The organism is Uliginosibacterium sp. 31-12 (assembly GCF_030548425.1).
Classification (GTDB): domain Bacteria; phylum Pseudomonadota; class Gammaproteobacteria; order Burkholderiales; family Rhodocyclaceae; genus Uliginosibacterium; species Uliginosibacterium aquaticum.
This window is the reverse complement of sequence record NZ_JAUOOA010000009.1, coordinates 92,496-105,714: the sequence shown is the minus strand read 5'-3', so window position 1 is coordinate 105,714 and position 13,219 is coordinate 92,496. Positions and strand designations below refer to the sequence as shown.

Here is a 13,219-nt window from a genome sequence, read left to right as displayed (position 1 = left end):
GGGCTCAGACGAACCCCAGGTTGCCGCTGGCGAACTGCGCCAGATTGGGCAGCATGCTGCTCACCTGCGTCGTGCTCAGGCCCATCCAGCTCGCCAGCGTAGCCACATACTGATCCACCGAGGTACCGGGGATCCAGCGCCCCTGCCACTCCCAGCTGTTCACGCCGTAATCGTCGGCCCCGCCCAGCGCCAGATCGGGGAAGCTGCCGTAGCTCAGGCCGCCCTTCACGGCCCCGCCCAGCACCAGATGATGATTGCCCCAGCCATGATCGGTGCCGCCACTTGAATTGGGCTTGAGGGTACGGCCGAAGTCCGACAGGGTGAAACTCGTCACATTGTTCTCCAGCCCCAGCTGGGCCAGCGCCGTCTGAAAAGCGACCAGCGCCGGTGCAAGTTGCGCGAAGAGGGTGTTCTGGCGCTCCAGCTGGCTGTTGTGGGTGTCATAGCCGCTCTGCGACACCACATACACATGCCGCGAACCACCCACCGAGGCGCGCTCGCGCAGGAGCTTGGCAACCTGGTAGAGCTGCTTGGCGATACTGCTGTTGTAGATCCCCTGCAGATTGCCGAAGGCTGCGTTGAGCGGGTCCGAGGGGGTGTTGGCCGGGGTGATCTTGAGCACCGGGCCGAGGCTGGCGCTGCGCGTGAGGGCCGTCTTCTGGATATTGGCAAAGGCTGCCACGAGCTGATTGCTGCGCGCGGTATTGGCCAGCGTGTCGAGCATTGCACGGCGCTTGGCGTGATTGCCACTGAAGCTTCCATCCGGCGCAAACGCCGCCCCGGGGCCAGGCAGTGCGAGGGTGCTGCGCGCCGCGCCGATCCCCAGACGCCCGGCATCGCCCAACGCAAACACCGGATCGCTGCCCAGGCTCTCCATCAGGCGCCCGCCCCAGCCGGTGCGCCCGAGCACCGAGGCGCCGCCGGACTCCCACAGGTTCTGCTGGTCGGAATGGGAGAAGAGGTTGTCCGGCAGCACCGCCGTCTTGGCCACCAGCTGAGCACGCGTCGTCGGTCTGGCCAGCGGGCCGACATTGAACACCGGCGCCAGCTTGGCTTGTGTCCAGTACGGCGCCAGCGCCGACAGCGCCGGATGCAGACCGTAGCTGCTGCCGACCGGCACCAGACTGGCCTTGGGAATGGCCAGGGCGCCACGCACCGCGGCATAGCTGTTGTAGCCTGCCGTATCGAGCGGCACGATCATGTTGGCGCCATCGTTGCCGCCATACAGCGCGATGCACACCAGCGCACGATAGCCGCTGCTGGTCTGAGCCTGAGCCGGCGTGGCAAGCAGCAGCTCAAGGCCACCAAGGGCGCTCAGGGCACCGCCGCCGAGCATGGTTTTGAGGATCTGGCGTCGATTCATCTCTGCACCTGGTATTCGGGGCTGGCAAGGATCAGGTAGAAGGCCGTGCGCACCCGCTCGGTGCGCCAGCTGCTGCTGGTGGTGCTGACCGGCCAGGCGGCCACGGCATCCACGATGCCGCTGCGGATATCGGCCGGCAGGCCGCCGGTGACGAGCAGGCGCTCAATCTCGCTGACCAGGCTGCTGGCGTTATCAGCCAGCGGCAGCCAGCTGCTGATGTCCGCAGTGCTGCCGCTCGCGCCCGGAAAACCGCCCGCCGCCAGGCCGTTCCAGTACAGCATGCGGTTAGAGAGGTTGTAGCGGGCCAGCGTGCTGTTGGGGTTCTCGATGGCAAAAGCGGGGCCGACGAGACTGGTACCGGCCAGCGGGAAATCCGGCGGATAGAAGTTGAAGACGGAGTTGGCATTGAAGATGGCCTGGCCAAACTCCTCGCCCCACCAGTAGTAGAAACCGGCGCCATCCGAACTGGTATTCATGGCCCGCAGCAGGCCGGCGATGAACTGCGCCGGCTCGCGCAGGCGACCATAGTCGGTGGCGCTCTTGCTATCGCCGCGCGCCTCGCTGTCGAGCAGGATGGCGGCGATGATGGCCTTCATGTCACCACGCTGGCCGCTGCCGATACCGAAGGCGGTGCCGCTCGCAAAAGCCTGCGATACCCGGCCGACATAGGCGGGCGAAGGATTGCTGGTCACCAGATGCTGGATCAGCTGCTTGCCAATGAAGGGCGCGATATTGGGATGCTGGAACAAGGCATTGAGCACAGCGTCCATGGCCTGGGCCGGCGTATGCCCGCCCCCCAGTTTGCCGCCGCCGGGCAGGCTGCGCTCGGCCGTGTCGTGCTGGGCCGGCACCGCCAGCAGCTGGCCGCGGTAGTAGGTCGGGTTCTTCCAGCCGGAACTGCCCCAGGCGCTCACACCGCCGGCCGGATAAGTCCAGCCGGTGAGCGCGAAGGCCACCTCGCGCACGATGTTGTTGTCGTAAGTCGGCCGGCAGCTCCCCCCCGCCAGACGCCCGTCGGCCGTCAGCTCGCACAGGCCGATCGAGAACAGCTGCATCAGCTCGCGGGCGAAATTCTCGTTGGGCGCAGCCTTCTCGTTGTTGACCAGGTTCAGGTAGTCCGCCATCGCCGGGTTGCGGCTCACCGCCCCGAGCAGCTCGCGCACATTGCCGAAGGACTGATCGAGCAGCATCTGGTGATAATCGCGCAGACCGTAGGTGCCACTGACCTCCGAATTCGAGACGACGAAGATCTGCCCCAGGGCGAGCGCCACGCGCTGGCGCAGCTGGTCGGCCCCGCTCAGCGCACTGACATAGAACTCGCGCGACAAGGGTTCGGCCGAGTAGTACTCCTGCCAGCAGTTCTTGCGGTAGTACTCGCTCGGGAAGGCGCCGTACTCGGCGCAGAAATCCTTCAGCCCGGTGGTATGAACCGCTGTCGAATAGGCCGAATAGTTGTCACCGGCAGCCATCATCTGGGCCACCAGCCAGTTGCGGAAGCCGCTGCCGCGCACCACGGCGAGATCACGTACGGTGGGGCCGAAGCTCGCCTGGGTCAGGAAGCGGACGGCATCCGCCTCGCTCGGCGCAGCCTCCCCCGCCGCCAGGGGCGCCGGTGCCGGCACACTCGCACCGGGCTTGCTGGAAGAGGAAGCTGCGGCCGCGCCTGTGCTGGAAGCTGCGCCTCCACTGCTGCCCCCGGCGCCACTACTCCCACTACTGCTGCCGCCGCCCCCACCGCCGCCACAGGCCGCCAGCAGGGTCGTCAGCAGCAAGGCCCCGCCCAAGCGGATGATCCGATCCATGCCACGCACTCCGTCTGAAAACGTCTGCGAGGCTAGATGTAAATTTCGTTAAAAACATCTCGATTTGATCTGGATCAGACCGGTGGCCCGCCGAACTCGACGAACGCTCAGGCCGCCGCGCTCACCCCAGACGCTTGAGCGCTTCCCGCCGGGTGAGGCCGGAAACCTGCCCGCCATGCGCCTCGAGCCAGGCCCGCACCCAGGCCGGATCGGTGCGCGCAAACTGGCGCAGGGCCCAGCCCATGGCCTTGCGGATGAAAAAATCCGTCTGATCCAGATTGGCCGCCAGCGTGGCCGCAAGACGCACGCGATCCGTATCGCCCGCATACATCAGCTGATGCAGGATCGCCACCCGGCGCAGCCAGATATCCTCGTGCGTGGCATACCCATCCAGCCGCGCGCGCAAGGCCGGAGCCCGGCGGCACAGCCCGCCATACACATGCGCCGCAAGCAGATCCACCGAATCCCACCAGGCCTTGGCCTGCACCAAAGCCGCCAGCTGTGGCTCATGCCGCGCCTCCAGGCGAGCGGCGAACTTCACCAGCAGATCGACCGCCACATACTGGCATTCGCGCTCATCAAAAGCCCACAAGGCTTGCGCCACGGCAAGCAGCCAGTCCGGGTCGGGCGCCTTGCCCAGGCTCGCCAGCAGCGGCTTGACGGCCGCCCGCCGGGCCGGTGTCGGCAGCCCGAAAAAAGCGAAGCGCTGCTGCATGTAGGCGGCCATCGGCCCAGCCCGCGAAGGCTCGGCCTGCGCGGCCAGCTGCTCACGCAGCGAGGCGGCAAACACCTGCGGAGCCGGCCAATCCTTCATGTCGAAAGCGGCCATGACTTCAGAAGCCCGGCGCCGGATTGTCACCGCTCGCATGGAGGTAGAGGCCGTCCTTGAAGCGGTAGATCAGGCGGGCCTGAACCGCCTGAACCTGCACCAGATACTCTTCGCTGGGCGGGGCCTCCCCCGCCTCCAGCGGCTCGCTGGCCGGGGCACTCGCAGGCGCTGCCGGCGCCTGGATCGGCACGACCTGGGCACTCGTCTGCTTGCCAGTGAAACTGATCACCAGATCGCCGGGCTGGCTGCTGCCGGGCTGGCTGCTGCCGGGCTGGATCTGCCAGGTGCCACTGACGCTGTAGCAACCATAGTTGGTGGAGTAATCCTCCAGGCTCAGGCGATGCTGCGAACCGGGCTTGGCCGCCACCAGATCCGGGCAGCCCAAGGTAGCGCCACTGGCATCGGATTCGATCATGAGCGCTTCCTCACTGCCGAGCAGGGCATCCACGCGCTGCGCGCCCAGCGCATAGAGGCTCAGCCAGCGTCCGCACATGCCCTGCCAGCAACTGCCATTCACGACCCCCAACGCCTGCTGGCCATTGCCGAGCGAGGTCAGCGTGAGCTCGCCCGGATCACCGAAAAAGCCGGACCAGGCAAACGACGGCTGCGAGCCCGCCAGATACCACCTGCCCTCACGGCGCTCGAACCAGTAGGCCCCGAGATTGCCCGGCGTGGAGTGGCCGGCCTGACTGGCACCCTGTGCATCCGAGGGCGTGCCGGCAACGATCAGCAGCGCCCGATCGGCCGACAGCGTGGCGACCTTTGCGGGCGTGACCTGCACCCATAGCGGCAATTCCTGCTTCACACCCGAAGCATCCGTGTCGGGCTGGGTGACCTGGGTAACGACCAGCGCGTCTTTCTTCCAGCCGGGAAAGGCCACCTGCATCAGGGCCTCGGCCTCCGTGCTGGTTGAAAAGGCTTCTGGCGCTTTACTCTTACAAGCAACAAGGAGACTGGCTAGGCCAAACAATATCGTGGCGATCAGGATGCGCATGTATTTTTCTCTCTTTCGGGATGCCGTCATTGTGCCCGTTGCGTACTGAGCCCGAGACCTTCCACGCGACAAAAGCACGGCGCTCCCGCCCCTGACCTTTGAGAACCCAGGCGAGGTCTGAATCCACAAACCTCTGCAACTCAAGACCGACCGCTAGACGTACAACATAGACGCCTGCGAAGCCCCCCCTCCACCCAAGCACAGCACCGTTTCCAATCCATTCGGCCAAAACTGGCCGCTTGTACGCTCCTGCTTGAGCTGGGGCACCCATAAACCATTCAAGCTGCGGTAAAAATCAGTCTTGGCGAGCGAGCACAGCAAGCGCCGAAGCGGAGCCCCCCTCCTCTGCTGCTGAATCAGCACGGCCGATAGACCGGCTGTCTCAGCAGAGAAGCCATCTCAATACACTGCAAACGCGCGCCCTTGTCTGAAGAATTACCATGACCCGCGACCTCATCGAATACGACGTACTCATCATCGGCGCCGGCCCCGCCGGCCTCGCCGCCGCGATCCGCCTGCGCCAGCTGGCCGTCAGCAGCGGGCGGGAAATCTCTGTCTGCGTGCTCGAAAAAGGAGCCCAGATCGGCGCCCACATCCTCTCCGGGGCGGTGATCGACCCCATCGCGCTGGATGAACTCCTGCCGGACTGGCGCACGCTCGGCGCGCCGCTTCAGACCCAGGTCAGCGAGGATGAAGTCGTCTGGCTCAGCGCGCAGCACGCCCTGCCCGCACCGCACTGGAGCCTGCCGCCACAGATCGACAATCGCGGCCTTTACGTTGGCAGCCTCGGCGAGCTGTGCAGCTGGCTCGGCACGCAGGCCGAGGCACTCGGCGTCGAGCTCTACCCGGGCTTCGCCGCCGCCGCGCCCTGCTACAACGAGGCCGGCGCGCTGATCGGCGTGCTCAGCGGCGACATGGGCCGCAATGCAGCCGGCGAAGAAAGCACCCGCTTTGCGCCCGGCATCGAAATCCGCGGCCGCTACACCCTGGTCGCCGAAGGCGCGGGCGGCTCACTCACGCGCGCGCTCGAAGCCCGCTACGGCCTGCGCGAAGGCGTCGGCGAAAGCCACTACGGTCTGGGCATCAAGGAGCTGTGGAGGATCCCGGCCGAGCGCCACCGCACCGGCAGCGTCAGCCACTTCCTGGGCTGGCCGCTGGGCGGGGAAGCCGGCGGCGGCGCGTTCCTCTACCAGTACGGTGAAGACCGGGTCGCCCTCGGCCTGGTCACCCACTTCGGCTACCGCAACCCGCAGCTCTCGCCCTTTGACGAACTCCAGCGCCTCAAGACTCACCCGCGCATCGCCGCCCTGCTCGCCGGTGGCGAGCGCCTCGGCTACGGCGCCCGCAGCATCAACGAAGGCGGCCTGCAGTCGCAGCCCCGCCTGAGCTTTCCGGGCGGCCTGCTGCTGGGCTGCGCGGCAGGCCTGCTCAATGTGCTGCGCATCAAGGGCACGCATACCGCGATGAAGTCCGGCATGCTCGCCGCTGAAGCGGTCGCCGCCGCCCTGCAGGGCGGGCGTGAGCATGACGAGCTGGCGGATTTCCCGGCCGCCGTGGCCGCCTCCTGGATCGGCCGCGAGCAGCGCGACACGCGCAACGTGAAGCCACTGCTGTCGCGCTTCGGCACCGTGCTCGGTTCGCTCTTCTGCGGCGTCGAAATGTGGCTACTAGCCCTCGGCCTGCGCCTGCCCTGGACGCTACGCCACCCAGCCCCGGCGCGCAGCAAGATGGCCGCCGCAGGCGACTACCCAGCACGCCCGCCGCTGAAGCCGGACGGCGTGCTGACTTTCGACCGCAACAGTTCCCTGATGCTCGCCAACATCCGCCATGAGCACGACCAGCCGCCCCATCTGCGCCGCCAGAACACCCCGGCCCAGGAAAGCGTGCGGGTGATCCGCTTTGCTGCCCCCGAAGCCCGCTACTGCCCGGCCGGCGTGTATGAGCGGGAGGGCGACACGGTACGCATCACCAGCCAGAACTGCCTGCACTGCAAGGCCTGCGAGCTCAACGACCCAGAGCACAGCCTGCTCTGGCACCCGCCCGAAGGCGGCAGCGGCCCGCAATACATCGGGATGTAACGGAGTCAGGGGCACGCGGCTTGCCGTCGCTGCGGCTTTGCCGCACAGCCCCGCTCCACCCTGGGCCTCGCCGGATGAAGCCGGCCCTACAAAATCCCACCCGCCACAAGCCCGGCGCCCACAGGCACACAGAGTTTCGTAGGTGCGGCTTCAGCCGCACAGCCCCATGCCCACCCCGGGCCTCGCCGGCTGAAGCCGGCCCTACAAGCTCAAAACCATCCCCACAGGCACGGCTACGCGCACAGACACGCGGCTTTTCGTAGGGCCGGCTTCAGCCGGCGGGGCCCAGACGCCAGCACAGCCCCCCCCGCCAGCAGACGCCCCGCTGCAGTGCAAAACCCTTTGCACCAAATGCATCGACACCGCCTCATGCGGTGCATGTACAAGCACCGCTTGCGTGCATAAACGAAAGGTGTATGCACATATATGGCGCATCCACAGCTCGACATGTTCAAGTAAGCCATTGATTAATGAAGAAATAAACTCTGGCTCAGTTCATGCTTTAAGCAGCGCTTCCGTGCAATACGAGGTCCAAAATGGAGCAGTTTCAAACTTCCGCCAACGTGCTTTTCGTGCTGCTGGGCGCCATCATGGTGCTGGCCATGCACGCTGGCTTCGCCTTTCTTGAGCTTGGCACCGTGCGTCGCAAGAACCAGGTCAATGCCCTGGTCAAGATCCTGGTCGATTTCTGTGTCTCGACAATCGCCTACTTCTTCATCGGCTATGGAATCGCCTACGGCGTGCATTTCTTCAGCGGCGCGCAAAGCCTGATGGTCAATAATGGCTACGAGCTGGTGAAGTTCTTCTTCCTGCTCACCTTCGCCGCCGCCATCCCGGCCATCGTCTCCGGCGGCATCGCCGAGCGCGCGCGCTTCTCGCCGCAGCTAGCCGCCACCTTCCTGCTGGTGGGCTTCGTCTACCCCTTCTTCGAAGGCATCGTGTGGGCCGACAAGTTCGGTATCCAGCCGGCCATCGAAGCCGCACTGGGCGCCAAGTTCCACGACTTCGCCGGCAGCGTGGTGGTGCATGCCGTAGGGGGCTGGATCGGCCTCGTCGCCGTGGTGCTGCTCGGCGCACGCCGTGGCCGCTACAACAAGGATGGCGCCATCGCCGCCCACCCGCCTTCAAGCATCCCCTTCCTCGCCCTTGGCGCCTGGATCCTCACCGTGGGCTGGTTCGGCTTCAACGTGATGAGCGCCCAGAAGCTCGAAGCCATCACCGGCCTCGTCGCCGTGAACTCGCTGATGGCGCTGGTCGGCGGCACCCTCACCGCGCTGGTGATGGGCAAGAACGACCCGGGCTTCGTGCATAACGGCCCGCTCGCTGGCCTGGTCGCCGTCTGCGCCGGCTCGGACATCATGCATCCGCTGGGCGCCCTGGTCGTAGGCGGCGTGGCCGGTGCGTTGTTCGTCTACATGTTCACGCAGGTTCAGAACCGCTGGAAGATCGACGACGTGCTCGGCGTATGGCCCCTGCACGGCCTGTGTGGCGCCTGGGGCGGCATCGCCGCCGGCATCTTCGGCCAGCAAGCGCTGGGCGGTGCGGGCGGCGTGAGCTTCTGGGCCCAGCTGATCGGCACCCTGGCCGGTATCGCAATCGCCGTGATCGGCGGCGGCATCGTGTACGGCACGATCAAGAAAATCGCCGGCCTGCGCCTGGACGCCGAAGAAGAATTTAATGGCGCAGACTTGTCCATCCATAAAATTTCAGCCACACCGGAACGCGAAACCAACTGGTGATATTCAGCTTGAAATGAAGTCAGCCGGCCCGCTGGCCGTCCCAAACAAAAAGCCCACGACATTCTTCGTGGGCTTTTTGTTTTTACGGCCTCAATAAAACTATCGTCAGGCGCAGGGCGGGTTAGGCGCAGCCGCACCCGCCTTACAAGGCGACAGATCGCAAACAGCTTATTACGCGATTTGCGCAAACGCATCTCTTGGCTGATTAAACCGACTCACGATCTCGCGATCATCCCAACCCGTTCAACTTAACCATCCATGATTTCATGGGCCCGAAGTTCAATTTCAACCCATAATCAAAACGAGATATCAGTTATTACAATTTGACGTTGCAATAATTCTTTAGTCTTAGTGAATCACAATTAAGATACACAAAAAAGCAGTACCAGAAAGACCCTACCCTGTGCCGTCCGGCTATGGCGATCTCATTTCCATTGATCGCCTGAACCTGACGGGAGTTGTTATGCGTTCGCGTTATCAACCTCAATTCACAGGAGTTAGTCATGAAGTACGTGCTTTATATTATTGCGTTGGTCGCTTGTGTGGGCGTTGCTCGTGCAGAGGAAGTCACTCTCGACAAAGGGGGCTTCAAGTTGACCTACGACTGCACCAACCGTACCGCGCTGCGCTACGAGTATTCGCTGACGACGGACACCGGCAGCGCCGCAAGACCCTCTTCGTTCTACACCGATCCGGATCTGCCGAGCGGCTGCCTGCAGCAGACCTCGACGGCTTCGTATGCGAGCGTGAAAACAGGCTACGACCGTGGCCACCTGGTGACCTCCAATCACATGGATGCCACGAGTACGTACATCAAGCGCGCCAATTACATGACCAACATCGTTCCCCAGATTTCAACATTCAACCAGGGCATCTGGGTTCAGGCAGAGAACGTGGCTGAATGCTACCGCGATGTAGCGCCGCTCACCGTCTATGGAGGCCTCGTATATAGCGATACGTCCAACGACTACTTCCTTTCCTCGCACGGCATCCGCACCCCTGAGTACTTCTGGAAAACGATCATTACGACGGACCCTTCCACCGGAGCCAAGAAGGCCATCAGCTGGTACATCCCGAACCGCGAGGGTTTGTCTACGCTTAACAGCTACATCGTGAGCATCGCGGAACTCGAAACCATTCTCGGCGCCAGCCGGGTTGGCATCACGGCAACAGCAGCGGTGAAAGCACAGAAACCCACCACCACCTGGGCTCTACCGAGCGGTTGTGATCTGAGCTGAGTCCGCGTAACTAAAGACGATCGCCCCGGCCCCTGGCGGGGGTGCATCGTTGCACCCAGCAAGAACCTCTCACCGCCGGATCAACGCCCCCCCAAAAAAAAGAACTCCCTCCGTGCTCTAAATGCACTTGTTTCGTAAGGCAATCAGCGAAAAGAGAGCCGGGGGACTTGCATAAGGTCGCCCGGTTTTCACTTTTAGCGCGGACAAATCCGATAGACCCTGAAATCTTTTTCAAAATCGCATGCATGTAACGCTCAGGAATTCGACACAAAAATCCGACAGACTTCATTTCTCATGATCGTTCCGCTTCAATGAAACCCGCCGACCCTCTGTCCGGATCAGCAAAAAGCCCACGGCATTATTCGTGGGATTTTTTACGCCCTCAATGAAAATATCGCCAAGCGCGGGGCCGGATACGGCCCCTGCAGTCGGCCAGGAGAATAAAAATCGGGCGTTCGGGCGCAGGGCGGGTTAGCCACAGACGTAACCCGCGCGGAATGGGGATCCATGGTCGTCAGCACGGGCCAATGACTCGCTTTACAAGGCTATACTTCGCTCCGGCTGCTGTTAGACCTTGGGAGACATTGATGCCATTCAACTTAATACTAGCTCTACTTTTCGCAGCGTCAGGCGCGGCATGTACTGCAGAACCGCCAGAGAAAATACAAAAAAATGACATTGCCACTTCTGGGATGACGCTACCAAATGAAAACGAAGCCACAGCTTCAATTATAAAAATGATGGATTTGGCAGATACGCTGGCACAAATGCAAGTATCTGCCTCCGTCAAGCTTGGTACTTGCATACCAGCGATAGAAGCGAAACATCCTGGGCAAGTCGCTTGCACAATTGCCGTGAGGCTGGGGGCCAGCACGTCTGAGACGCAAGCTGATTTCTACCGAAAAGGAGCTGGCTGGGTCGCGCAGCCAAGTACTTCACAAGACAAACTTCCGTTCCCTGATCCAGCACTATGAGCTCAGACTTGTCCGACTTTTGCCGGGCGACTTCGAGTCAGGAATATCAGATCGATCAAAATACCCCCGTTGCTGGGTGTATTCGGGAAAAACCACTCGCCCCCAATTTTTTACCCGCTCACCATCGCTTGGACTATTTTTTGAGGCTCTAAACAGATTTAGGCCGCCACAGAAACGAAGCAGCCCTCGACACCCTTGTCTTTCGGCAAATCGCTCCTTCCTGAAGCCGCCGACCACTTTCAAGCAATCGAGTGTCTTCTCCCCCCGTTTTCATTTGCGCTGGATGGTGCCCGTCGGTATGGGTGGTGCGCCCACTCAGCCTCGGAGTTTTGCGCTCTTCAACTGAAGCGATGTGAGGGCGAATTGTGTGCAACCGAAAATGCGCAGCCATCGATTCGCCACAAAACAAAAATTTATTTTAATTCGTATTTTTCGAAAAGATCATAATCATAAGGAATCATCATCGACAAGTCTTTGGCCTGCCAAAAACCACCTTCAGAGGCTTGATAAAAATCATAGGCATTCTTCATGAAATTCTCACCCTCCGGTGCCTCCTGCCAGTCTTTTTTATCCCTGTTGTACAGCAAAACCATACAGCTAACGCAACTGTAGTTGCCGTCTGCGTTTGGGTTTGTATAGCACTTCCCGACCTTTATATTCAACTTCTGATTAATGATCACATCAATTAATTCCCCTTGAGTAAATTGCACCAAAGCCGTCTGAGCTTGCTCATGAGATGGCGCCTTCTTGGCTGGCTGCAAATTTTCGAAATGAGCGGCTTTTATTTTCAACTGTTTCGCCGCCAGCTCGTCACTTGGCAAGCCTTTGCTATTGACGGGATACAAATCCATTGAGGTTGCAGCGATTGTGGCTACATCAGCAAACTCATCAGCCACGTCTTCGCCAGGGCGTAGAAAAACAAAACAAATCGCAATTAAAGCGACAGCCAAAAACACGCAAACCTTGAGCTTATTATTTGTTGTGCTGATACTTTTCAGAATAATTTTTATCATGTCAGAGCATTGCCGCCAGATGATTAATGGTTGATAAAAACAGGCCGTTTCTCACTTTACAAATTCCCCGTCCATACATAAAAATCGCCCACCCAGATTACAACATCTTGGATGGCGTTTGAAGACAACCTTTGGCGCCAAAGCCATTCTGAGCACTCAAAAGAGTGGGCATGGGCGGCAGGCACACGACCACGGCACGGTTAGTAAGGCTTTTCGCTCCGTTCGCGCCCCCTGACGGCATCACGGCTTACACACCCAACTCCGCGAAACGCTTGCTAATTATGAACCCGACAGACTTTTGTGTAACTTTCCGCGCCAAGCCCCCAATAGAAGACGCCCCCGGCAGACTTTGCGCAAAGAACGCCAATCCATGAATACTGATAAATCAATTAATTGCAGGCGACGCCTCTGACAAAATCAATTGTTTATTTTAATTTGTTAGGTCGGAATAAAGTCCATTGGACTTTACCCCCCAAAAAAAAGCCCTCGGCATCTGTGCCGAGGGCTTTTCGTTTGGCTTTGCCTTAATTGTTTCGCTTAAAGCCAAGGCTTCAGGTGGGATTGCCGCAAAAACCGACTATCCCAGCCGTAGGTGCTTACGTCAGCTACCGCCCCAGGTCGCCGTCGGCGACCTCCAGCCAAGCGCATCCACGAATTTACCGATGACGGAAATCTGATTTTCATATCCGGTGTCGAAGAAAGTACTTCATGACGGCCCCGGGCAGCCAAACCACCCAGTCCACGCCCGCACTCGGAGACTGACCTCACCGGGCTCCGATTTCAGCGCCACTGCGCTGTGTTCTGTGTTCTGTGTTCTGTGTTCTGTGTTCTGTGTTCTGTGTTCTGGGTAGCCAGCATTGCTGAGTTTCTGGTGTTGATGGACGGCACCATGAACATGAGGAAGTGGAGGTCGGCCCGGCCGCGCTTCAGGGCGTCCCGCAGGCCCGGTATCACACCCCGATGGGCTCCGTGCATGGCAGCTGGTTTGCCATCCCCTGCTCACATCTCGGTCGGGACACGGGCTGTTTATTTCGACGCCGACAAGCCTGCCCTTGTGTGCAACAGGATGACTTGAATGTCCCGGAATGCGCACTGATGCTCGATATCGACGGGGAGAGCATCTTTGCCATGAGTCCGCGAGTTTCATTTGTTTGCACAAGGCATATCAAGATCTTATCCGCCCCGTCGT

General features: G+C 61.2%; 10 protein-coding genes. 5 read left to right on the top strand and 5 right to left on the bottom strand.

The genetic code is table 11. The features are described from left to right. Positions 1 to 4: 4 nt before the first annotated feature. The 4 genes from Q3Y64_RS16310 to Q3Y64_RS16295 form a co-directional block, all read right to left on the bottom strand. Complete coding sequence (locus tag Q3Y64_RS16310) at positions 5 to 1,363, bottom strand: DUF1501 domain-containing protein (RefSeq protein WP_303563432.1); 1,359 nt, start codon at positions 1,361 to 1,363, stop codon at positions 5 to 7. Beyond that, complete coding sequence (locus tag Q3Y64_RS16305) at positions 1,360 to 3,165, bottom strand: DUF1800 family protein (protein WP_303563431.1); 1,806 nt, start codon at positions 3,163 to 3,165, stop codon at positions 1,360 to 1,362. The genes Q3Y64_RS16310 and Q3Y64_RS16305 overlap by 4 nt, the downstream gene beginning before the upstream one ends. Before the next feature lie 121 nt (positions 3,166 to 3,286). Next, positions 3,287 to 3,994, bottom strand: coding sequence for a DNA alkylation repair protein (locus Q3Y64_RS16300; protein WP_303563428.1), 708 nt, complete (start codon positions 3,992 to 3,994; stop codon positions 3,287 to 3,289). A 4-nt stretch (positions 3,995 to 3,998) separates the two neighbouring features. Continuing rightward, positions 3,999 to 4,988, bottom strand: coding sequence for a hypothetical protein (locus Q3Y64_RS16295; protein ID WP_303563426.1), 990 nt, complete (start codon positions 4,986 to 4,988; stop codon positions 3,999 to 4,001). Between the two features lie 440 nt (positions 4,989 to 5,428). Here Q3Y64_RS16295 and Q3Y64_RS16290 point away from each other — a divergent pair, with 440 nt between their 5' ends. The 4 genes from Q3Y64_RS16290 (at position 5,429) to Q3Y64_RS16275 (ending at position 11,017) form a co-directional block, all read left to right on the top strand. Further along, positions 5,429 to 7,066 (top strand): electron-transfer flavoprotein:ubiquinone oxidoreductase, encoded by a 1,638-nt coding sequence (locus Q3Y64_RS16290; protein ID WP_303563424.1) that lies wholly within the window; start codon positions 5,429 to 5,431, stop codon positions 7,064 to 7,066. Between the two features lie 536 nt (positions 7,067 to 7,602). Next, positions 7,603 to 8,805 carry an ammonium transporter gene (locus tag Q3Y64_RS16285; RefSeq protein WP_303563422.1) on the top strand — a complete coding sequence of 401 codons (1,203 nt, stop codon included), beginning with the start codon at positions 7,603 to 7,605 and terminating at the stop codon, positions 8,803 to 8,805. Between the two features lie 512 nt (positions 8,806 to 9,317). After that, positions 9,318 to 10,043, top strand: a complete 726-nt coding sequence (locus Q3Y64_RS16280; RefSeq protein WP_303563420.1) for a DNA/RNA non-specific endonuclease — start codon at positions 9,318 to 9,320, stop codon at positions 10,041 to 10,043. A gap of 587 nt (positions 10,044 to 10,630) precedes the next feature. Further along, complete coding sequence (locus Q3Y64_RS16275) at positions 10,631 to 11,017, top strand: hypothetical protein (protein WP_303563418.1); 387 nt, start codon at positions 10,631 to 10,633, stop codon at positions 11,015 to 11,017. Positions 11,018 to 11,430: 413 nt separating this feature from the next. Here Q3Y64_RS16275 and Q3Y64_RS16270 read toward each other — a convergent pair whose 3' ends face one another. Beyond that, positions 11,431 to 12,030, bottom strand: a complete 600-nt coding sequence (locus tag Q3Y64_RS16270) for a hypothetical protein (RefSeq protein ID WP_303563416.1) — start codon at positions 12,028 to 12,030, stop codon at positions 11,431 to 11,433. A 458-nt stretch (positions 12,031 to 12,488) separates the two neighbouring features. Here Q3Y64_RS16270 and Q3Y64_RS16265 point away from each other — a divergent pair, with 458 nt between their 5' ends. Next, positions 12,489 to 12,707, top strand: coding sequence for a hypothetical protein (locus Q3Y64_RS16265; RefSeq protein WP_303563415.1), 219 nt, complete (start codon positions 12,489 to 12,491; stop codon positions 12,705 to 12,707). The last annotated feature ends 512 nt before the right edge of the window (positions 12,708 to 13,219 follow it).

Coding starts and splice junctions, on each gene's coding strand:
- Q3Y64_RS16285 (WP_303563422.1), top strand. CDS start 7,603: ATGGAGCAGTTTCAAACTTCCGCCAACGTGCTTTTCGTGCTGCTGGGC.
- Q3Y64_RS16305 (WP_303563431.1), bottom strand. CDS start 3,165: ATGGATCGGATCATCCGCTTGGGCGGGGCCTTGCTGCTGACGACCCTG.
- Q3Y64_RS16310 (WP_303563432.1), bottom strand. CDS start 1,363: ATGAATCGACGCCAGATCCTCAAAACCATGCTCGGCGGCGGTGCCCTG.
- Q3Y64_RS16300 (WP_303563428.1), bottom strand. CDS start 3,994: ATGGCCGCTTTCGACATGAAGGATTGGCCGGCTCCGCAGGTGTTTGCC.
- Q3Y64_RS16275 (WP_303563418.1), top strand. CDS start 10,631: ATGCCATTCAACTTAATACTAGCTCTACTTTTCGCAGCGTCAGGCGCG.
- Q3Y64_RS16290 (WP_303563424.1), top strand. CDS start 5,429: ATGACCCGCGACCTCATCGAATACGACGTACTCATCATCGGCGCCGGC.
- Q3Y64_RS16270 (WP_303563416.1), bottom strand. CDS start 12,030: ATGATAAAAATTATTCTGAAAAGTATCAGCACAACAAATAATAAGCTC.
- Q3Y64_RS16295 (WP_303563426.1), bottom strand. CDS start 4,988: ATGCGCATCCTGATCGCCACGATATTGTTTGGCCTAGCCAGTCTCCTT.